Here is a 21,161-nt window from a genome sequence, read left to right as displayed (position 1 = left end):
ACAGCATTCTCTCCCAGTAGTCAGGCAATGATCATATTGGGGGAAGCGGTAACACCAGGTTAACCCTCGACCAATAAAATTCTAGAATAGTAGGTTAGTAGCCAACGGATAGGAGTTGAAAAATTTGCATATACGACATTACTTCCTTGTAGCTTTGCTAATGGCCTTCCTTGTCGGATGCAGCCAAGAAGATGCAGATAAAGAAGAAGTAACGGCACAAACAGAAAATCCATCTGAAGAAATTTCAGAAGAGAAAGAAGCTGCAGATGACGTAATCGTTGGACCTCCTCTTCCAACATCTCTGGAGGAACTGGAAGACTTACCGAAAGGGCACACCGAATATCTTAATACTTTGGAAGATGAAGGAAAACAGGCGACAGATGAGTTAACAAAAAATCTTCCCGATATTTCGGGCAATCCGACAACAGAAGAGCTGGATCGTTATTATGAAGCCATCCTTTCTGTATTTCAGGAAGATTATGAGGGTCCTGGTGATTTGATTGAACAATTAAAGTATCAAGCGATAGGGGACCCGGATATAGAAGATCCACGCTACCAATTTAAAGAAAATATGAATGTGACTATTATTTTAGATGCTTCAGGGAGTATGGCGAATCCTGAAGGTTCTGGTACGCGCATGGATGCAGCCAAAAATGCCATTAATGAATTTGTGAAAGCCTTGCCTGAGGAAGCGAATGTTGGCTTACGCATTTATGGACATGAAGGAACGGGAAAAGTCGGGGATCAAGCGCTTTCTTGTAAGAGTAGTGAATTGATTTATCCGATTAGTCCTTATGATGAAGCTGCTTTCAACGAGGCGCTAAAAAAAGCGACTCCGGCTGGCTGGACGCCAATTGGCTATGCACTAAACGAGGCGCAAAAAGATTTAGCTGCTTTTAAAGGCGACAAGAACACAAATATTATCTATTTGGTGAGTGACGGCATTTCCACTTGTGAAGATGACCCAATTGAAGCGGCAAAGACCTTATATGACTCGGATATTACACCGATTGTCAATGTAATCGGATTTAATGTCGATCAAGAAGCGCAAAAACAATTACAGGAAATTGCGGATGTTACGGAAGGAAGCTATGAAAATGTAACAGATGCACAGGGTCTTGAAGAAGAATTAAGGAAAGCAAATGATATTGCGTTTAAGTGGAAGCAATGGAAAACGAGGGAAGAGGGATCGATTAATTTACAACAAACAGATAATTACCTCGATATATTCGTCTATCACAGCCAGCAGTATGGAAAATGGGTCAATGAGCGGCAGAATATAGGTTTTACACTGACATATTTGTATCAACAAAGAGACAAAATGTCCAAGGAATCCCATGATTATTTAAAAGAAAAGAATCGAGAATATCATGATTGGATTGAACAAGAGTATGACAAATTACGAGATGAATTAGAAGGAATCAATGATTTGAATCATGCGGAAGCAATTAAACAATTGGAAGAGAAATATCTTTCAAACACAGCTGACACACCTTAACTATCTTTGGTCGGGGTACAAGCCCCGGACTGAATGGAGAATACATAAGGCGGATACATTCGTTCGAGAAAATGTGCGCCTCAAATATACCGATGTGGTATTTATTCGAAAGTGAGGTGGGATTAATTGAGAAAATTTTTGGCTAGTTTCATGATTGCTTTTGTCTTTACCTGGTCGGTATTGCCGGGTTTAAGTATGGCTTTTTTCATCAAGCCAGGTCAACCGATTACGCCGGGAGAAGCAATTACCGGAGGCCAGCCCATCACGGGTGGTCAGTTTATTATCCCCGGTGATCCGGTTCAAGGCGGGGAAGCTTACAATGATGGAACCGTGTTGCAGGGGGGAGATGCTGCAACTTCCGGGCAGCCGATTATTCCTCCATATCAGAATAACAGCGGTCAATTTATCATCCCCAATGTAGCGGGTTCATTGCCGATTAATAATCCTTTGCAAACGGGAGAAGCGATTACTGGCGGAGATGTTCCGTCAAGTGGCCAATCGGTGAACGGAGGTGAAGGACCGACAGGAGGCCAATCGGTGAATGGCGGTGAAGGGCCATCTGGAGGTCAAGCGGCTGCCGGAGGTGAAGGACCATCTGGCGGCCAAGCGGCTACTGGCGGGGAAGGACCGTCTGGAGGTCAAGCGGCTAGTGGCGGAGAAGGACCATCTGGCGGCCAAGTAACTACCGGAGGCGAGGGACCAAACAGTGGTCAAGGTCCAGCTGGCGGCGAAGGCCCAACCGGAGGCGAAGGACCAACTGGTGGTGAAGGCCCAACAGGTAACAATAATGGCAATACAGCGAAAAGCGAAGATGTTCCATCGCTATGGAACGTATTTATCGATTCAACAAATAAAGAAAATAGTATATGGGGTACCATATCGCAAACTTTAAAAGATACCGAACAATATGGAATAGCTTTTATTAAACCGTTTTTAGAAGGAGCGACTGCAACTTATGCCGGGTTTGATTTTGAAGCGCTACCTGATGGAAAGTATAACTTGCTAGGGAAATCAAGCATAAAAGATCCGGTAATGAATTACTTTTATCATAATTACAAGAAATACAATATAGGTGACACACAGCGTTATTTGCCGGCTGGCAGGTTCGAATCCTATAAGGTAGAGCAATACAAGGTATCGAGCTTTTTTGATAGCAAGAATTTGGCTCAAACAAGAAAAGATGCTATGGGGATGATCGGGAAAAACCTTAAATCCAGTTTGAATGAAGGCTATAATATCTTTTCCAAAAAGAATTTCTGGACAAAATCAAACTTGGCAAAGCTAGGGGGCCCGGTTAGTATTGCAGCCACAGCATTAGGAAATGTCGATAAGCATGGGAAAGGTTTCCTTAAGTCTCCTGATTTTTACGCTGACATGACGGTAGACGTTGCCATAGGTGCAGGAACTACAGTGGCATCCACTATCATATCAAGTGCTGTAACCGGTGCAATGGCTGGTTCATTCGTTCCGGGCGTCGGTACGATGGTCGGTGCAGGCTTCGGATTGCTTGTCGGATTAGGTTCGGCTTGGGCCGTTAATGGAACACGTAGAGGTCGAGACCTTAAAAAAAATATTAGTGGCAAAGTGAGTGATGCTTATTCTTGGGGTGCAAAACAAGCAAGTAAAGCATGGTCCTCTGCTGTTGAAAAATCGCAAGGACTCCTCAACGGTGCCAAGAAGTTATTTGGGTTTGGCTAATCGGATTGCTCCTTTTGGGGCAATCCAATCTTTAAGTTAGTAGGTGAGATCTTGTTTAATACAATGAAGTTTTTTCAGGCAATAGGGGTTAGTATTTTGTTGACGATTGTCATTTCTTTTCTATTAAGTTTTATTCCCATGGAAAGTTACGGACTATTCTTGTTGATTCAAACTATTCTCACCTATGGAAGTGTTGGGCTTTTTGCAGCGAAGTGGAATCCCGAAACACCTTATACGGCTGCTTATTTAGGAGCCATTATGATTGCATTTATTAGTTTTTTGCTTTCTCATTTTGTGTTTAATATTTTAGTTTTTGCAGATCCGGAGGGAATTGCAAGAAGCTTATCTTATGCAGTTATTGTAAGTCTTCTATTTGCCTGCGGAACAGACTTGTTCCGTAAAAAGAGAGAAGGTGCGCTCCAGTGATACGAGATATCTTGGATATTTATAATCGAAATTGGAGTCAAATTCTAGTTTGGTCATTGGCCATTATTTTCCCCGTAACCACAATCTCTTTCCTTGGCATGATTTACGTGAATATCTCCCAAGAAGCAATAGTACCAGCAATTTTTTCTGTTTTGGCAATTGTCCTCAATTTTATTGTTTGCATTCCGCCTTTTATGAAAATGGTGATTGCTTATAAACAGGACGATACCATCCATCCAATGGAAGGAATACTCTATTTTATCAAGCAATTTGGGATTCTCTTTATTCTTACATCGATTTTTTATTTTATCGCGGTAATGGGTATGTATCTTTTATTTATCCCAACCTTCATTGCGATTGTCTTTTTGCTTATTTTTCCCTTCTTTTCAGAAGGGAGAAATGTCAAATCAGTATTTAAGCAAACTTTTCAGACTATTGTAAGGGAAAATATTGCGTTGATTGGGGAACTTCTTATTATTTTTAGTATCAACATTGGTTGTTGGGGAGCCATGATGCTCTTTATGTCGCAATATGAAAACAATATTTTTGCTTTTTTAATGATTCGCGTTTTATTGAATGTGTTGGTGTTCCCATTTATTTATATTTATTTAACATTGCGGTTTCGGAAGGAATTAAATCATCCACTAATGGATTAAATTTTTCAAATGTCCATTCGTTAGGATTAGCCATTTTTCTTTCATCTGTTTGAATTCCAATTTAAACTTAACAAGATAGCTAGCGCAGAAAGGAATGGAAGTATGAAAGAAGAAATAGAATCGGTCACGTTTAAAGAAAATTATATCTTTATCACGTTATTTGTACATGTAGTAATCGGAAGTATTGTTAGTCTTATGCCGGAAGAAAACGTGTTGGAGTGGTTTATGATTAATATGGGAATCGCCATCGTATTAGCCATTCTGAACTTAATTCTTTGGATTTTCCACAAGCATGATAGCAAACGTTATTTTTCCCTGCATTCATTCGTCATGATCATGGGTGGGGTATATTATGCCATGTCTCCCGCTTTTAAGGCACTCTATCCCACTGTTTTCTTTTGGATATTGCTTGCCATTACGATTGGACTCACTTGCGTTTTATTTTTAAAACGAGAATTCATCACTAGGGCGCTCGTAAATCCCCGGGAATCATGGTTTAAAGGTCTGTTGTTCTATTACATGGCAACGGTTTTAATCATTGGAGCCGTAATGTGGGCTTATATTCTCGCTTTTGATGGTGGTTCATTCTTCGTTGTTGCGATTATTTTCTATTTTATCGGTTTGTTTTTGTTGATGGTTGCGCCAGCTTTGTTAGCAACTCGAGAACAGATAAAAGAATTAAAACAACAATAATAGCAATAGAGTATCAGCTTTAAGGGGGAGATTCAGTGAATAAATCATTCATCAATGAAAATCAGTTTAGTGTAGATTTCAAAAAATTAAATCTCCTTGTCATGTTTGTTTTGTCGTTTATCACGATGGGTGCGTACATAGGGATATGGTTTTTTAGAAATCGGGATAGTATACAATACTTTGCCTATAAACCTACTATTCATTTTGGCTTGTGGCGATGGTTTACCGTTATTTCATTTTTCTTTTTGTTTATTCACTTCTTTGGAGGTTTGGCCATAAGCGACTATGGTATGGCAAATCTGGAATCCTACGAAATTCTGTTTAACTTTTGCTTTATTGGCTTGCTCTACTATTCGATTTTCAGATTAAGAGAAAGCCTGGAAGAGGAAACGGATCTCGTTTTAAATAAATACTTGCTGTTCTTCTTCCATGTTTTTTATATTCAGTTCAAATTAAACCAACTACATTCAACTTCGAAGCAGTCTTAAAGGGGGAGGATGTTTTGGGAAAAAAGAAGACGGATGTTGTGACTTTTTCCAATAATAGAATATTTATTACGCTAATTCTTCAACTCGTATTTGGTGCCATGTTTAGTCTTATTCCACCAGAGCATATCTTACTATGGCTATGTATCAATATTGGCATAGCGATTGTTTTGGCGCTTGTGAACTATGTGATTTGGGTTTATCACAAAAGCGATAGCAAACGATATCATTCACTTCATTCGTTTGTCATGTTGTTTGGATTTGCTCTATATATGATGCTTCCTGCTTTTAGAGGCCTTTATTCGTCTAGCTTTTTCTGGCTATTATTGCTAGTAACCGTCGCCTTAACAGGGTTTTTAATTTATAAATACGATGCGGTAACAAATGCATTTGTAAATCCAGGGGATTCTTGGTTTTTCAAACTGATATCAATTTTTGGAGTAACAGTTTTTCTTTTGGGCGGAATTTTATGGGCTTACATGAATGCAACCGAGACAGGTCCATTCATTCCGGTTGCCATCATATTATTTTTCATAGGCTTCTTTATACTCATGCTCTCACCGATCATGCTGGCAACACCAGAGAGGGTGGAAGAATTAAGACAGCGAAAATACCAGTAAGAGGATTGTTGAATTAAGAAAATCATTATCCCTGGGGTCTTGCGAGTAAAGGTATTGAGGGAAAAAGTAAATTGGGGGGAGTTTATGGTAAATGTACATAAAGCAGCTGTAGGATCCTTTTTCCTGCCTTTTGTTACTGCTCTCCTTGCCATTTATATGCCCAATGTTCAATCTACGTTTAATGTCATGATTATGGCAGTTTTCGCTGTCAACATAATGAGTTATATTGTATTGTTATCAATCTTTAAAAAGAAAAAGCGCCAAAATGCTTCAAGAATAGTAATCCTATTTAATATGTTGGCGTTTTGTCTTTTCTTTACTTTTCCTCTTTTAAAGGCATTGAATGGGAAGTTCTGGATGCAAATAGTATTATTTATCATCTTCTGTATTTGTATTGGTCTTGCCATCTATGATCAAAAACGGGAGGTTCCGCTTGTGTTCCCCCCAGATGAAAAAGAGAGAAGGAAGTATGGCTTAGTTTTTTATCTAATTCCTGTCTTCGCGGGATTAATCGCAGGAGGAGGCAACATTATTGTTGTCCGGACGATAACGGATATTGTTGGCGACTGGTTTGTTACGTATGTGGGTGGAATTTCTTTATATGTATTGGGGTGCTGGTTCGCCTTCTTCTTTCAATCCTTGTCTTATCAAGGTTTTACAAAGAATGGTTTGTGGGTTAAATGAAATCTTAAGGTTGGCTAGAGTGAGGACTTGGGAATAAATGAAATTCAGAAGAGATAAGGTGAAAGCGAATGATAAATAAGAACATATTGAAAAATGAAAGAGGTTCCCTTTCAATTGAGTTTCTGGGCATTCTACCGCTATACTTTTTGCTTTTTCTGCTTCTCTGGCAAGTGGTGGCGTCGGGGTATGCGGTCATCAGTCTGAAGGCTGCGGCGTCGGATGCGGCGCAGGTTTATGCAGTGTCGGAAGATTATTTTGAAACAAAAGAGGTCATTGAAAAGTCGATTGGCGGGTCTTCCCTTTTGCGGGAACACCAATTTGCCATTCAAAGTGTAGCGGGAAATTCAGATTTATTTGAAATAAAGATTACCGCCAATCACCCATTGGTCTTTCTGCCGGATGCTATTGCAAATTCGGCGCTGATCCCGATTAATTCGACGGCAACAGGCAAGGTGCTTGTCCCATGAAGGTTGTAAAGAATGAAAAGGGAAGTGCCGCAATCTATTTGTTATGGTTAACGACGGTTATGATTGTTCTTACCGTAATCATCGTGAATATTGCGCGGGTCTACGCCGTTAAACAACAATCGTCCACCGCTGCCCAACTCGGCGCTTTTGCTGCGACAAGCGAAATTCTGTTTGTAACGGAAGAAGTAATTAAAGAATTTGACGATGTGATGGCGGAAACACATGGAGCTGGATACGAACCGTTATGGAATATTATTGAAAAGCACCAAGAAAATTTAATGGCAAATGATTATAGTGAGCAGGAAGCATACATAAAAGCGTTAAATGAAATATTGCCTGTAAGCTTCAGCGATCCAGTATTAAAGGATTTATTCGATTTGCGATTCCAAAACAATCCCATGATCAGTACAAGCATTTACGATACGGTGAGACAGGTCATTCGGGAGAACGGAGGAAATGACGAACACTTGGAGATTTTTATTTCCCCCGAGCGCTACCGTGTGGAAGTAAAGACCGATGCGACATTTGATTCGATTGCAGATGGGGAAATGATGAAGAAGTTTTCGAAAGATATTCCTCAAAAAGGCTATGGGCCAGAGTTATCATATTTGAAATATATATTGAACTAGTGAACGCTCCAAAGAATGTAGATCTGCTTTGGAGCGTTTTGTTTTTTGTGTGAAACTAGAGTTTGGCGGATAAATTGATAGTTTTGGCGGATATAATATAAAATCTGGCGGATATTAGTCAAAAGTGGCGGATTTATGCCTGCAATTCTTTTTGTTTTCGCTGATAATTGACTAGATAAATACTAACGCCTACCAAGATTATTCCGTAAAATAAGTTCACCGTAATGGGTTCGTCTAAAAAGATGGCGCTGATGAAGACGGATAAAATGGGAACGATGAAGGTAAAAGCCCCCACTTTACTTGCTTCTCCTTCATTCATTAGTTTGTAATAGAGAATTTGAGCGATGGCCATTCCCGCAGTTGCTCCCCAAACCAAACTGGAAATCAGCGCAGCATTCCATGTGATGGCACCCATGTCTTCCGTGACCAATCCTGCCGATAATAACACAGCCCCTCCGATGACAAGCTGCATCACCACCATCCAATACGAATCCACTTTTGTTTTATTTTTCTTTACATACACAACCCCGCTCGCCCAGACAAAGGCAGTGGCTAAGGCGAGTGCCACTCCAATGACGGATAGATGAATCATCAGCCCATCAATGCTGACTAAAGAGATGCCGGCAAATCCAAGGATCAGGCCGATAATCTTGAGAATGGTCATGTTTTCCCCCAAAAACCACCAGGCAAGGATGCCCAGCAATACCGGCTGGAAATAGACCAAAACGGAAAATAAGCCACCAGGTAAATAAATGAGCCCAACAGTTTGGATTCCTAAATAGAGAATGATGTTCAATGCAGCGGAAATAAGATAATACCGCCAGTAACTTGTAAAGTGAAGGCGATAACGATTTTTCCATGCGATGAAAAGTAAAATGATTCCCCCAATAAACGCCCGGATCCCTGCAAATAACAGGGGAGGCATAAAGTTGACGCCGTTTTTGTAGATTGGCCAACTCACACCCCAAATAACGATCAGCAATGCGAGCAATAGATAGGAAGTAAACTTTGAGCCTTCATTCCCCACGAATCAACCTACTCTCTGCTTATGATTCTAGGTAATCGTGTAATTCATAATTCTAATATATGCCGAAAGAATAGATTGGGTAGCATGTAAAGTTAGCTTGACATAAAATGGACTGTAAAGTAAGCTTTACGTAAAGGAAGCTTTACATTCAGGTGGGTGATGAAACTTGCAAAATCGCATTAAAGAGTTAAGGCAAAAACATAATTTCACACAAGATGAACTAGCAGATAGGCTGGAAGTCTCCAGGCAGACGATTATTTCTTTGGAAAAGGAACGATATAATCCGTCGATTGTCCTTGCCTATAACATTGCTAAATTATTTGATATGAAAATTGAAGACATTTTTATTTTTGAGGAGGGAGAGCAGAATGGATAATTTCTGGGTGGCGCTGTTATTTTGGATTGGGCTTGCTGTTGTTTTAGTTAGTACTTTTTATTTCCCTAGAAAATTCATGAAAAAGAAAAAGCAATACGATGAACGATTTGTTTACAATGATCATTTAGCCCGCTCTTATAGTTGGTTCGGTTCGCTGGGTGTCATCTTTGTCGCTTGGTTTTTATCGCTTGTTATTTTTCATTCACTGATCGCATTTTGGCTCATAACCGTTATTTATATTGGTCATATGCTTTCCTATGCTATTGGGGCTGCGATTGCAAATGGGAAAAATTGAAATAGAATGATGGACCAAAAAAGCCTTCGTTTCAAAGGGTTCTTGAAACAAAGGCTTTTGAAGATTTAAAACTGTTCACCGCTATCCAAGCTTAATTGCCATTCCACACCAAACTTGTCTTTTACCGAACCGTAGCATTTGCTCCAGAATGTCTCCTGCAGCTCCATTTTTACTTCTCCGCCTTCTTTTAGTCGATCAAAAGCGGAACGGATGATTGCTTCATCTTCTGTTATGACTGCCAGCGTGATATTGTTTCCGACTGTATAAGGGGAACCTGGCCAATTATCAGAGAACATGACGCGGCTACCCAGAATGTCCAGTCTTGTATGCATTACCAGGTTTTTCGCTTCTTCAGGGATTTTAAAGTTTGGATCATCGTTTCCTTCGCCGAACGTCATAATTTTCGGCTTTTCCGTTTGGAATACATCCGCATAAAACTCTGCAGCTTCGCGACAATTCCCGTTAAACACAAAATAGACTTCAATTCCCATTGAAAACACTCCTCTTGATTTTTTTATTTTACTGTGTCATTTTTACTTATTCAAAGTCCAAATATACACACTACTTCCTCATTATGCATCAAGTGAGTCGAATTTGCCTTGAATTTTTTCTAGCTCTAACGACTCTATTTTTCTTAAAAGGGCTAAATACAAGGAGGGAATTTGCACCTGCTCTACAGGAAATGATAAAATGGAAATCGAGACTATATGGGAAGTGAAAAAATCCATGGCAAACATTTTAAATAAAATTTTTGATTTGAATAAACGAGAAGTAAAAAAATTAAATAAAATAGCAGACAAAGTGGAAGCATTTGCTTCACAAATGGAACAGCTGAAGGACGAAGATTTAAAAGAAAAAACTATCGAGTTTAAAGAGCGTTACCAAAATGGCGAAACGGTTGACCAGCTGCTTCCGGAAGCTTTTGCGGTTTGTCGTGAAGCTGCGCGCCGTGTGCTGGGGATGTATCCATATCGCGTGCAAATCATGGGGGCTGCCACATTGAACGAAGGCAACATTGCCGAGATGAAAACCGGTGAAGGGAAAACGTTGACTGCGACAATGGCGGTTTATTTAAACGCGATTACCGGAAAAGGCGTCCATGTGGTCACGGTCAATGAATATCTTGTTACCCGTGATGCGACTGAAATGGGTGAACTGTATAATTTCCTTGGTTTGTCAGTAGGGCTGAATTTAAATAGCTTAACAAAAGAAGAAAAACGCCAGGCTTATGCAGCGGATATTACATACAGTACGAACAATGAGCTTGGTTTTGACTATTTGCGCGATAACATGGTGGTTTATAAAGAAGACCGCGTTCAGCGACCTCTTCACTTTGCCGTTATTGATGAAGTTGACTCCATCTTGATCGATGAAGCGCGTACGCCGTTGATCATTTCGGGCCAAGCCGGAAAATCGGCGAAGCTTTACGTTCAATCTAACATGTTTGTCCGTATGTTGAAGCTGGACGAAGATTACACATACGATGAATCAACAAAAGGGGTTTCGTTGACAGAAAGCGGCATTGCGAAAGCGGAAAAAGCATTCGGCATCGACAACTTATTTGATTTATCGCATGTTCTGCTGTTGCATGCAATCAATCAATCCCTAAAAGCGCATGTTTCCATGCATCGCGATGTGGATTATGTGGTGCAGGACGGCGAAATCGTGATTGTTGACGGCTTTACTGGCCGTTTGATGAAAGGCCGCCGCTATTCGGATGGTCTTCACCAAGCAATCGAAGCCAAAGAAGGCGTGGAAATTCAAAATGAATCCATGACCATGGCGACAATTACTTTCCAGAACTATTTCCGTATGTATGAGAAGCTTTCCGGTATGACAGGTACAGCCAAAACGGAAGAAGAGGAATTCCGCAATATTTACAATATGCAGGTTGTGGTCATTCCGACGAATAAGCCAATTGCGCGTGACGACAGACCGGATCTTATTTTCTCGACAATGAACGGAAAATTCAATGCCGTTGCAAGAGAGATTGCAGAGCGCCACAAAATTGGACAGCCTGTTTTGGTGGGGACAGTTGCCATTGAAACGTCAGAAGTTATCTCTAAATTATTGGATAAATATAAAATTCCGCATAACGTTTTAAATGCGAAAAACCATGAGCGCGAAGCCGAAATTATTGCCAATGCCGGAAATAAAGGCGCCGTTACGATTGCTACGAACATGGCTGGCCGTGGTACGGATATTAAACTTGGTGAAGGCGTCCTTGAACTTGGCGGTTTGGCCGTAATTGGTACTGAACGCCATGAATCCCGACGTATCGATAACCAGCTGCGCGGTCGTTCCGGTCGTCAAGGGGACCCGGGGGTAACGCAATTCTACTTATCCCTTGAAGATGAGTTAATGCGCCGTTTTGGTTCCGATAAAATGAAAGCCATGATGACGCGGCTTGGCATGGATGACGAACAGCCAATCCAATCGGGAATGGTTTCAAAAGCAGTGGAATCTGCGCAAAAACGCGTGGAGGGGAATAACTTTGATGCGCGTAAACGTTTACTGCAATATGATGACGTGCTTCGCCAACAGCGTGAAGTAATCTATAAAGAACGCCGAGATGTGCTGGAAACGGAAAATATGCGTGCCCTTGTGGAAGCGATGATCCAAGAGTCCATCGAAAACATTGTGGGGATTCATACACAGGGCGATCAAAAAGATTGGAACCTAAAAGCGCTTGAAGATTATATCCAGGCTAGCCTATTAGAAGAAGGCGCCATTACGGCAAGCGACCTTGAAGGCAAGACGCCGGAAGAAATGATCGTATTTATCAATGCGGAAGTTCAAAAACGTTACGATGAAAAAGAAGCAGAATTAACGCCTGAACGCATGCGTGAATTTGAGAAAGTCATCTTGCTTCGCTCGATTGATTCTAAATGGATTGACCATATTGATGCAATGGACCAGCTGCGTCAAGGGATTCACCTGCGTGCTTATGGCCAGACCGATCCGTTGCGCGAGTATGAGCAAGAAGGATTTGCCATGTTTGAAGAGATGATTGCTTCCATTCGTGAAGATGTTACGAGATTTGCGATGAAAGCACAAATCCGCAATAACTTGGAACGTGAAGAAGTGGCAAAGGGACAAGCCGTAAATCCGAAAGAAGAAGCGGCACCAAAGAAAAAGCAGCCTGTTCGCAAAGCGGAAAACATCGGTCGAAATGATTTATGTCCTTGCGGCAGCGGGAAAAAGTTTAAAAACTGCCACGGTGCAGAATAAGAAAAAGCGCAAGCGCCCTGCTCAGCCCCGCGACGGCAATAACGCGACGTCCTGTCGCATTGCCGTCATGACTCACATCCTGTGAGCCTTAAGCACTGATGGCCCGAATCTTTACCGCTTTCGACCGAGGGACCGAAGCGACCTCGAGGGGCTGGGCGCTGGAGCTAGACATTGTTCAAACTGGCAGAAATTAATTTTTTTATACTAGAAAAAGCGTGGGAACCGTATGATGAACATGCGGTTCCCAATCTTTAATTTTAAAGTACGGAGGATTTAATCATGATTGAATTATCAGATGCAAGAAATACATTGGAAACTACAGCCTCGAAATTGGCGGACTTCAGGGGGTCTCTTTGACTTAGAAAACAAGGAAGCCCGGATTCAGGAATTGGATGAAATGATGTTAATGCCCGATTTCTGGAATGACCAAAACGCCGCGCAAACGGTCATTAACGAGGCGAATGGGTTAAAAGCGATTGTGAATGAGTTTAAAGACCTTGTGGAAACACAGGAAAACTTGGAAATGACACTGGAGCTTTTAAAAGAAGAGCCGGATGAGGAGCTGCAAGCGGAATTAGGCGATGAATTGGCTGATTTCCAAAGCAAGATGGACGGCTTTGAGCTTCAAATGCTGCTTAGTGAACCTTATGACAAAAACAACGCCATCCTGGAGCTGCATCCGGGTGCGGGCGGTACGGAATCACAGGATTGGGGTTCCATGCTTTTGCGCATGTACACGCGCTGGGCGGAGCATCATGGCTTTAAAGTGGAAACCATGGACTATCTTCCCGGCGATGAAGCGGGAATAAAATCCGTGACGCTGTTAATTCAGGGGCATAATGCGTATGGCTATTTGAAGGCTGAAAAAGGGGTTCATCGTTTGGTGCGTATTTCACCATTTGACTCTGCCGGGCGACGCCATACTTCCTTTGTTTCGTGTGAAATCATGCCCGAATTCAATAATGAAATCGAGATTGATGTGCGTTCAGAGGATTTGAAAATCGATACGTATCGTGCCACTGGTGCCGGTGGTCAGCATATCAATACAACCGATTCGGCGGTGCGCATTACGCATATCCCGACAGGTGTCGTAGTATCCTGCCAGGCCGAACGTTCACAAATTAAAAACCGCGAAAAAGCCATGAACATGCTGAAAGCAAAATTGTATCAGCTTGAAATTGAAAAACAACAAGCGCAACTGGATGCCATTCGCGGCGAGCAAAAGGAAATCGGCTGGGGATCTCAAATTCGTTCCTATGTATTCCATCCGTATTCAATGGTAAAAGACCATCGTACAAACTTTGAAACAGGGAACGTCCAAGGGGTTATGGATGGTGATTTGGACGGTTTCATCAATGCTTATCTTCGTTCCCGTATCGGACAATAATTGAATTGGAACCTTTTCGTGCAAGAACCTTTCTTCAGCGAAAAGGTTTTTTTTATTTTTCATTTCATTAAAATCGGTTATAAAGCGAATGCTAATGGTAATTTGCGCTGAATGTTCATTAAATTGAAAGTTACCCGAAAAACTATTGCTTTTCTTTTCCCCAGTTTTCCTTCAGTTCCCAATTGCATTTTTCAAAATATGATGTAATATAATTATAAGAACAAATGTTCTGTATTGCAGGAGGGGTTCCATGGCACATATTCCCATTGAAAGTGTCCCATATCTAGAATCGGCGATCTATTTGCCGATGCTGCTGATTGTTTTGGAAAAAGATCACGCACAAATAGAGAATGGGCAGTTTAAATTAAAACGTCCATATATTTGTTTAATTGATGAAGCTAGAAAATACGCAGAAAATGACTTGAAAAGAACAAAAGCATATTTAAAAAATCACCAATTAAGAGTAGTTCAAGGAAATCGAGATGAAATGTTTACAGAGTACCAGTTTCATTATAAGCAAGTGATGGATATAAGAAGATATTCCAATATCCGATTAAGAAACCATGTTGAAGACTTACTTCGAATATACTTAAATAAAGCTTCGAACGCTAATCCTCATCCAAAGGTTGATTTAATTCATTTTGAATAACAATCCTTTGATTTGCGGCATATTTTTGCAGCATGGTCGCACACACATATTGCGCGCAAAACGATGCATAATTAATTTGCAAAATATATTCCTTGCCATTTTTCAAAGTAACTTCTGTAAAATCTTGAAGGCGGCGAATGTTTATGATGGCGTGAAGGCCAATCCAAACATTATTTGGTGAAGCGGGAGATAATAGAGGAAAAAATACATTTGGTATTCCATAATCATGGGAAACTACAATCGGCAGCTTGTGTTTCTCCTTTCCGAAGAAATGTTTTGCAAGTGTCCTGGCGTTGTTATAATTGCTTCCCAATACATTGCAGGAATTGCGAACTATGTATAGAGGTTTCCGTTCGACAAGATATTCTCCGTTTTTATCATAGACTCGCGAGTAAAGCTTTTTTCCATGCTGCATGGGCTCTATCAAATAAGTATTGAAAGAAATATGATAAGAATTTACAACATTTACATTATCCAAATTAAAAACCCTCCTTCTCATAATCGATCTATAATGCTTTATAACCGATTCAACTAAATCATAATATGAAAATATTCCCAAAACAATTGAATAAATTTCAAACGTTTAAAAAATAATATTTCATCCAATTTATTACTTTAGTAGGAAACTGAACGATAATAAGGTATTGTTGATTAGATAGTTAATTTTTTTGAGAGTCAACAAGAAATCCTTTCAGCTGGGATATGGGCAGCTATTTCTTGACAAAGGGAAAAATCAGTCAATTTTTCAGAATATATTGCAAATTGATTTCCGTTTTCTTATAATAGAAAAAAGGGAATCGGGGTGATATCGATGGATAAATATTATTCATACACAGATTTTCTTAAAGCAGTTGGAAACTCTCAACATGCAAATGAATCTGAAAAGTTATTGAATGACATTTATTTGGATTTATTTTTAAATCGGATGCAAAGACTACAAAGAATTGAACAGCTGAAAGATCTCATCGATAGTGCATTGGACGAGAGAGATGAAGAAGCATTTTATGCATACACGAAAGAGCTTAATGAATTGCAGGAAACACAGGAACTGGAAGAGTCGCAAGAGCCGATAGTTTAGACAAATAGAAGATTTTCGCAAGTCGCCAAAACAGTGACTGTCCCTCAGCCTTTTGCAAGGACGGGACAGAGCTTTGGGCGGCTTTTTTGTATTTGGGGAAGACAATAGTTTGAATCTAATAATCGAGGTAAATAGTAGTATTACCAACAACTTTATTCAATCAGGAAAAATACGTTTGAAGCTAAAGAGCAAAGACTATGAACCCCACTTTTGCAAGAATTGTTGGAGAATATACGTTCGCTTTTCAATCGTATTTTTTCGATGTCTATGATAAAATGAATGTAGAAGATTTGTGAAAGGACGAACAATTTATGGCCACTTTTGATTTGCAATCTGTATACCAACCGAGTGGCGACCAGCCGAATGCCATTCAAGAACTTGTTCAGGGCGTTCAGGAAGGGAAGAAACACCAAACGCTACTCGGAGCAACTGGTACAGGAAAAACATTTACGGTTTCCAATGTCATTAAGGAAGTAAATAAACCAACGCTCGTTATCGCGCACAATAAAACGCTGGCAGGGCAGCTGTATAGTGAATTTAAACAGTTTTTCCCCAACAATGCCGTTGAATATTTCGTCAGTTACTATGATTATTTCCAACCGGAAGCGTATGTACCGCAAACAGATACATACATCGAAAAAGACTCGAGCATCAATGATGAAATCGATAAATTGAGACACTCCGCCACATCCGCTTTATTTGAACGGGATGATGTCATTATCATTGCTTCCGTATCTTGCATTTACGGCTTGGGGAATCCGGAAGAATATCGGGAATTGGTCGTTTCAATCCGTACGGGAATGGAATTGGAACGCAATCAATTGCTGCGGAAACTGGTGGATATCCAGTATGAAAGAAATGATGTCAATTTTACACGCGGGACATTCCGTGTGCGCGGGGATGTAGTCGAGATTTTCCCAGCCTCGCGTGATGAAAAATGTATCCGCGTTGAATTCTTTGGCGATGAAATTGACCGCATACGGGAAGTGGATGCCTTGACTGGAGAAATTATGGGCGACCGCGATCATGTAGCCATATTCCCGGCTTCCCACTTCGTTACACGTGAAGAAAAAATGATCAAAGCCATCGAAAACATCGAAACAGAGCTCGAGCACCAACTGGAAAAATTCCGTTCGGAAGATAAATTATTGGAAGCACAACGGTTGGAACAGCGAACAAATTATGATTTGGAAATGATGCGTGAAATGGGCTTCTGTTCGGGAATCGAGAACTATTCACGCCATTTGACTTTAAGAGAAGCCGGTGCGACACCGTATACATTGCTTGATTATTTCCCGAAAGATTTCTTGCTGGTAGTGGATGAAAGCCACGTTACCCTGCCACAAATCCGCGGGATGTTCAATGGGGACCAAGCGCGAAAAGGCGTGCTTGTTGATTATGGCTTCCGTTTGCCTTCCGCACTGGACAACAGACCATTGAAATTTGAAGAGTTCGAAAGCCATATTAGCCAGGCAATTTATGTATCTGCGACGCCAGGGCCATATGAATTGGAGCATACACCTGAAATGGTGGAACAAATCATCCGTCCAACCGGGCTGCTGGATCCAACGATTGATGTGCGTCCGATTGAAGGGCAGATTGATGATTTAATCGATGAAATCCATGAGCGGGTAAGAAAAAATGAACGTGTTCTTATTACCACATTGACGAAAAAAATGTCAGAGGATTTAACGGATTACTTAAAAGAACTGGGTATTAAAGTAGAGTATCTTCATTCCGAAGTAAAAACATTGGAACGAATCGAAATTCTGCGGGAACTGCGGAAAGGCACGTATGACGTATTAGTCGGAATCAACTTATTGCGGGAAGGGCTCGATATTCCGGAAGTTTCCCTCGTTGCAATTTTGGATGCAGATAAGGAAGGATTCTTGCGTTCTGAACGTTCGCTGATTCAAACGATTGGACGTGCTGCCAGAAATGCAAACGGTCATGTCATCATGTATGCAGACCGAATGACGGACTCCATGAAAAAAGCGATTGATGAAACAAAACGCCGCCGTACAATTCAAGAAGCATATAACGAAGAGCACGGTATTACACCGCAAACCATTCAAAAGAAAATCCCTGAACTTATTCGAGCAACTCAAGCAGCTGAACAAGAAGAAACTTACGTTACAAAAGTAACGAAAGGAAAGAAAATGACAAAATCCGAAATCGAAAAACTTGTTGCTACGCTTGAAGTTGAAATGAAGGAAGCCGCAAAAGCACTTGATTTTGAACGTGCTGCAGAATTGAGGGATACCATCTTTGAACTGAAAGTAGAGGGATGAAAAACGTGAAGAATACAGAAATTGTCGTGCAAGGCGCACGTTCAAATAACTTGAAAAATATCGATATTACGATTCCGCGCGACAAGCTTGTTGTGTTAACAGGCTTATCCGGCTCGGGAAAATCTTCATTGGCCTTCGACACCATTTATGCTGAAGGGCAGCGGCGTTATGTCGAGTCCCTTTCGGCATACGCGCGTCAATTTTTGGGGCAAATGGATAAGCCGGATGTGGATGCCATTGAAGGATTATCTCCCGCCATTTCGATTGACCAAAAAACGACAAGCAAAAATCCGCGTTCCACAGTAGGGACGGTGACGGAAATTTATGATTATTTTCGTCTATTGTATGCCCGTATCGGGAAACCGATTTGCCCGAACGATGGCATTGAAATTGCTTCCCAAACAGTTGAGCAAATGGTCGACCGGTTGCTTGAATATCCGGAACGTACGAAAATGCAATTGCTCGCACCCATCGTTTCCGGTCGGAAAGGCGCCCATGTCAAACTGCTTGAAGATCTGAAAAAGCAAGGTTATGTCCGTGTGCGGGTGGACGGGGAAATGCTGGACTTGGATGATACGATCGAACTTGATAAAAATAAAAAACATAATATCGAAGTAGTCATCGACCGGGTCGTCATAAAAGAGGGGGTCTCTGCCCGTCTTTACGATTCGCTTGAAACAGCTGTCAATTTGGCTGATGGAAGAGTGTTGGTCGATGTAATGGACCACGAGGAACTGCTTTTCAGCGAACATCATGCATGTCCGATTTGCGGGTTTTCAATCGGCGAACTGGAGCCGCGCATGTTCTCATTCAACAGTCCGTTTGGTGCATGTCCTTCTTGTGATGGATTGGGGACGAAGCAAGAAGTGGATCTGGATTTATTGATTCCGGATTGGGAAAAAACGTTGGAAGAGCACGCCATTGCCGCATGGGAACCGACAAGCTCGCAATATTATCCGCAACTATTAAAAGCCGTGTGCACGCATTACGGCATTCCAATGGATGTACCTGTTTCACAGCTTCCAAAAAACCAAATGGATAAAATTTTATATGGCTCTGGAAATGAAAAAATTTATTTCTATTACGAAAGCGATTTTGGCAGTGTGCATAATAAGAAAATTGAGTTTGAAGGGGTAATCCGCAATATCGAACGCCGCTTCCGCGATTCTAGTTCTGATTATGTACGTGATCAAATGGCCAAATACATGACAGAGCAACCTTGTCCAACATGTAAAGGATACCGTTTGAGACCCGAGTCGCTTGCTGTAAAAGTGGAAGGGCTTCATATTGCAGAAGCAACACAACATTCCATTGAAGATATGTATGCATTTTTCTCGAACTTAACGTTATCGGAAAAAGAAATGGCAATCGCCAAGCTGATTATTCGTGAAATTACCGAACGACTCAGCTTTTTGATCAATGTCGGGCTGGATTATCTTACACTAGCGCGAACGGCAGGCACTTTATCAGGGGGAGAGGCTCAAAGGATTCGTCTTGCAACTCAAATTGGGTCCCGTTTAACGGGCGTTCTTTATATTCTGGATGAACCATCGATTGGGCTGCATCAACGCGATAATGACCGATTGGTGGCAACGATGCAGGAAATGCGCGATCTGGGGAATACATTGATTGTCGTGGAGCATGATGAAGATACTATGCTGGCTGCCGATTACTTAATCGATGTCGGACCGGGCGCTGGTGTGCATGGCGGGGAAATTGTCGCTGCAGGTACACCGGATGAAGTGATGAAAAACCCGGACTCCATTACAGGCCAGTATTTAAGCGGAAAGAAATTTATTCCGCTGCCGACTGAACGCCGACAATCGGATGGACGGAAGCTTTCCATCAAAGGTGCTTCCGAAAATAACCTGAAAAATGTGAATGTGGATATTCCACTGGGCCAGTTTATTGCGGTCACGGGTGTATCGGGGTCCGGAAAATCCACTCTAATTAATGATATTCTATATAAATCGCTTGCCAATAAATTGAACCGGGCACGAACAAAACCGGGAGCCCATAAAGAGATTAAGGGAATCGAACATTTGGATAAGGTGATTGATATCGACCAATCCCCAATCGGCAGAACACCACGTTCCAACCCTGCTACTTATACAGGTGTGTTCGATGATATTCGTGATTTATTCGCTTCCACGAATGAAGCCAAAGTGCGCGGCTATAAAAAAGGACGCTTCAGCTTTAACATAAAAGGCGGACGCTGTGAAGCATGCCATGGCGACGGGATTCTCAAAATCGAAATGCACTTCTTGCCGGACGTCTATGTGCCGTGTGAAGTATGTCATGGAAAACGTTATAACCGCGAAACATTGGAAGTTCGCTATAAAGAAAAAAATATTGCGGAAGTTTTGGATATGACCATTGAAGATGCAGTTGTCTTCTTTGAAAATGTTCCGAAAATCCAAAGAAAGCTCCAAACCATCATTGACGTGGGACTTGGCTATATGAAGCTTGGACAATCGGCTACAACATTATCCGGCGGGGAAGCGCAGCGTGTTAAATTGGCCTCCGAATTGCACCGCCGTTCCACAGGAAAGTCATTTTATATTCTGGATGAGCCGACAACAGGGCTGCATGTTCATGATATTGCCCGCTTGCTTCAAGTTCTTCAGCGGCTGGTGGAGAATGGGGATACAGTGTTGGTGATTGAACATAACCTGGATGTTATTAAAACCGCAGACTACATCATCGATCTTGGTCCGGAAGGCGGGGAAAAAGGCGGCACAATCCTGGCTACAGGTACGCCGGAAGAAATTGCCGCTCGTAAGGAATCCTATACGGGCCGTTACTTAAAACCGATTTTGGAACGCGACCGCCAAAGGATGCAGACGCTATTGGCCGAAGCCTCTTCAAAATAATGTTTGTTCATGGATAGATGAAAGCCCGAATGTGGTCGTATATCTATCTTTTGGACTAATGGGCAAGGATCAGCAAAACTAACCTTCCTTATTGCTGC

General features: G+C 41.5%; 21 protein-coding genes. 18 read left to right on the top strand and 3 right to left on the bottom strand.

The features are described 5' to 3' along the window. The first annotated feature begins 124 nt into the window (after positions 1-124). From D1B33_RS03430 to D1B33_RS03385, 10 genes are all read left to right on the top strand, one after another. Positions 125-1,498 carry a vWA domain-containing protein gene (locus D1B33_RS03430; protein WP_233549368.1) on the top strand — a complete coding sequence of 458 codons (1,374 nt, stop codon included), beginning with the start codon at positions 125-127 and terminating at the stop codon, positions 1,496-1,498. 126 nt (positions 1,499-1,624) lie between these two features. Next, the gene (locus D1B33_RS03425) at positions 1,625-3,196 is read left to right on the top strand and encodes an ICP22 family protein (RefSeq protein WP_118874921.1); all 1,572 of its coding nucleotides are present in this window, start codon (positions 1,625-1,627) and stop codon (positions 3,194-3,196) included. Positions 3,197-3,247: 51 nt separating this feature from the next. Continuing rightward, positions 3,248-3,622, top strand: coding sequence for a hypothetical protein (locus D1B33_RS03420; protein ID WP_147370373.1), 375 nt, complete (start codon positions 3,248-3,250; stop codon positions 3,620-3,622). Beyond that, positions 3,619-4,278 carry a hypothetical protein gene (locus D1B33_RS03415; RefSeq protein WP_118874919.1) on the top strand — a complete coding sequence of 220 codons (660 nt, stop codon included), beginning with the start codon at positions 3,619-3,621 and terminating at the stop codon, positions 4,276-4,278. The genes D1B33_RS03420 and D1B33_RS03415 overlap by 4 nt, the downstream gene beginning before the upstream one ends. A 102-nt stretch (positions 4,279-4,380) precedes the next feature. Beyond that, positions 4,381-4,971: a hypothetical protein gene (locus tag D1B33_RS03410; protein WP_118874918.1), complete on the top strand. Its 591-nt coding sequence runs from the start codon at positions 4,381-4,383 to the stop codon at positions 4,969-4,971. Between the two features lie 35 nt (positions 4,972-5,006). Continuing rightward, positions 5,007-5,459, top strand: coding sequence for a hypothetical protein (locus tag D1B33_RS03405; protein ID WP_118874917.1), 453 nt, complete (start codon positions 5,007-5,009; stop codon positions 5,457-5,459). Between the two features lie 14 nt (positions 5,460-5,473). After that, positions 5,474-6,076 carry a hypothetical protein gene (locus tag D1B33_RS03400; protein ID WP_118874916.1) on the top strand — a complete coding sequence of 201 codons (603 nt, stop codon included), beginning with the start codon at positions 5,474-5,476 and terminating at the stop codon, positions 6,074-6,076. 84 nt (positions 6,077-6,160) lie between these two features. Continuing rightward, on the top strand, positions 6,161-6,760 hold the full coding sequence (locus D1B33_RS03395) for a hypothetical protein (protein WP_118874915.1): 600 nt from the start codon (positions 6,161-6,163) through the stop codon (positions 6,758-6,760). Between the two features lie 68 nt (positions 6,761-6,828). After that, positions 6,829-7,227: a TadE/TadG family type IV pilus assembly protein gene (locus D1B33_RS03390; RefSeq protein ID WP_118874914.1), complete on the top strand. Its 399-nt coding sequence runs from the start codon at positions 6,829-6,831 to the stop codon at positions 7,225-7,227. Beyond that, positions 7,224-7,856 carry an Rv3654c family TadE-like protein gene (locus D1B33_RS03385; RefSeq protein ID WP_118874913.1) on the top strand — a complete coding sequence of 211 codons (633 nt, stop codon included), beginning with the start codon at positions 7,224-7,226 and terminating at the stop codon, positions 7,854-7,856. Before D1B33_RS03390 ends, D1B33_RS03385 begins: the two co-directional genes overlap by 4 nt. 133 nt (positions 7,857-7,989) lie before the next feature. Here D1B33_RS03385 and D1B33_RS03380 read toward each other — a convergent pair whose 3' ends face one another. After that, complete coding sequence (locus tag D1B33_RS03380; protein WP_233549367.1) at positions 7,990-8,883, bottom strand: DMT family transporter; 894 nt, start codon at positions 8,881-8,883, stop codon at positions 7,990-7,992. Positions 8,884-9,049: 166 nt separating this feature from the next. Here D1B33_RS03380 and D1B33_RS03375 point away from each other — a divergent pair, with 166 nt between their 5' ends. Together D1B33_RS03375 and D1B33_RS03370 are read left to right on the top strand one after the other, a co-directional pair. Continuing rightward, entirely contained in the window at positions 9,050-9,259 is a 210-nt protein-coding gene (locus D1B33_RS03375; protein ID WP_118874912.1) for a helix-turn-helix transcriptional regulator, read from the top strand. Beyond that, positions 9,252-9,554: a hypothetical protein gene (locus tag D1B33_RS03370; RefSeq protein WP_118874911.1), complete on the top strand. Its 303-nt coding sequence runs from the start codon at positions 9,252-9,254 to the stop codon at positions 9,552-9,554. The genes D1B33_RS03375 and D1B33_RS03370 overlap by 8 nt, the downstream gene beginning before the upstream one ends. A 65-nt stretch (positions 9,555-9,619) precedes the next feature. Here the strand turns inward: D1B33_RS03370 and D1B33_RS03365 are convergent, their stop codons facing one another. Beyond that, positions 9,620-10,045, bottom strand: coding sequence for a VOC family protein (locus tag D1B33_RS03365; RefSeq protein ID WP_118874910.1), 426 nt, complete (start codon positions 10,043-10,045; stop codon positions 9,620-9,622). A 235-nt stretch (positions 10,046-10,280) separates the two neighbouring features. On the opposite strand from D1B33_RS03365, the gene secA reads away from it, so the two are divergent. From secA to D1B33_RS03350, 3 genes are all read left to right on the top strand, one after another. Then, positions 10,281-12,785 carry a preprotein translocase subunit SecA gene (gene secA / locus D1B33_RS03360; protein ID WP_118875210.1) on the top strand — a complete coding sequence of 835 codons (2,505 nt, stop codon included), beginning with the start codon at positions 10,281-10,283 and terminating at the stop codon, positions 12,783-12,785. Between the two features lie 282 nt (positions 12,786-13,067). Further along, positions 13,068-14,172, top strand: a protein-coding gene (prfB, locus tag D1B33_RS03355) for a peptide chain release factor 2 (protein WP_199677350.1) whose coding sequence is annotated in 2 segments (ribosomal slippage) — positions 13,068-13,139 and positions 13,141-14,172 — 1,104 coding nt in all. Because the reading frame shifts where the segments join, the coding sequence is not laid out codon by codon here. Between the two features lie 250 nt (positions 14,173-14,422). Further along, the gene (locus D1B33_RS03350) at positions 14,423-14,821 is read left to right on the top strand and encodes a YhjD family protein (RefSeq protein WP_118874909.1); all 399 of its coding nucleotides are present in this window, start codon (positions 14,423-14,425) and stop codon (positions 14,819-14,821) included. Here the strand turns inward: D1B33_RS03350 and D1B33_RS03345 are convergent. Next, positions 14,781-15,299, bottom strand: coding sequence for a competence protein ComK (locus tag D1B33_RS03345; RefSeq protein ID WP_233549366.1), 519 nt, complete (start codon positions 15,297-15,299; stop codon positions 14,781-14,783). The two genes, D1B33_RS03350 and D1B33_RS03345, sit on opposite strands and share 41 nt — an antisense overlap. A 333-nt stretch (positions 15,300-15,632) precedes the next feature. Between D1B33_RS03345 and D1B33_RS03340 the strand changes: the two genes are divergently transcribed. The 3 genes from D1B33_RS03340 (at position 15,633) to uvrA (ending at position 21,063) form a co-directional block, all read left to right on the top strand. Next, on the top strand, positions 15,633-15,899 hold the full coding sequence (locus tag D1B33_RS03340; protein WP_118874907.1) for an IDEAL domain-containing protein: 267 nt from the start codon (positions 15,633-15,635) through the stop codon (positions 15,897-15,899). A 311-nt stretch (positions 15,900-16,210) separates the two neighbouring features. After that, positions 16,211-18,190, top strand: a complete 1,980-nt coding sequence (gene uvrB, locus D1B33_RS03335) for an excinuclease ABC subunit UvrB (RefSeq protein WP_118874906.1) — start codon at positions 16,211-16,213, stop codon at positions 18,188-18,190. After that, positions 18,187-21,063, top strand: coding sequence for an excinuclease ABC subunit UvrA (gene uvrA / locus D1B33_RS03330; RefSeq protein ID WP_407656694.1), 2,877 nt, complete (start codon positions 18,187-18,189; stop codon positions 21,061-21,063). The genes uvrB and uvrA overlap by 4 nt, the downstream gene beginning before the upstream one ends. Positions 21,064-21,161: the final 98 nt, after the last annotated feature.

Source organism: Ureibacillus yapensis, from assembly GCF_003515775.1.
GTDB lineage: Bacteria > Bacillota > Bacilli > Bacillales_A > Planococcaceae > Ureibacillus > Ureibacillus yapensis.
Note: the sequence above shows the minus strand (reverse complement) of the source record. Positions and strands in the feature narration are given on the sequence as shown.

Bases quoted from the DNA above. Each gene is read 5' to 3' on its own strand.
- D1B33_RS03410 (WP_118874918.1), top strand. From the start codon at position 4,381: ATGAAAGAAGAAATAGAATCGGTCACGTTTAAAGAAAATTATATCTTT.
- D1B33_RS03395 (WP_118874915.1), top strand. From the start codon at position 6,161: ATGGTAAATGTACATAAAGCAGCTGTAGGATCCTTTTTCCTGCCTTTT.
- D1B33_RS03390 (WP_118874914.1), top strand. From the start codon at position 6,829: ATGATAAATAAGAACATATTGAAAAATGAAAGAGGTTCCCTTTCAATT.
- D1B33_RS03385 (WP_118874913.1), top strand. From the start codon at position 7,224: ATGAAGGTTGTAAAGAATGAAAAGGGAAGTGCCGCAATCTATTTGTTA.
- D1B33_RS03370 (WP_118874911.1), top strand. From the start codon at position 9,252: ATGGATAATTTCTGGGTGGCGCTGTTATTTTGGATTGGGCTTGCTGTT.
- D1B33_RS03365 (WP_118874910.1), bottom strand. From the start codon at position 10,045: ATGGGAATTGAAGTCTATTTTGTGTTTAACGGGAATTGTCGCGAAGCT.
- secA (WP_118875210.1), top strand. From the start codon at position 10,281: ATGGCAAACATTTTAAATAAAATTTTTGATTTGAATAAACGAGAAGTA.
- D1B33_RS03350 (WP_118874909.1), top strand. From the start codon at position 14,423: ATGGCACATATTCCCATTGAAAGTGTCCCATATCTAGAATCGGCGATC.
- D1B33_RS03340 (WP_118874907.1), top strand. From the start codon at position 15,633: ATGGATAAATATTATTCATACACAGATTTTCTTAAAGCAGTTGGAAAC.
- uvrB (WP_118874906.1), top strand. From the start codon at position 16,211: ATGGCCACTTTTGATTTGCAATCTGTATACCAACCGAGTGGCGACCAG.
- uvrA (WP_407656694.1), top strand. From the start codon at position 18,187: ATGAAAAACGTGAAGAATACAGAAATTGTCGTGCAAGGCGCACGTTCA.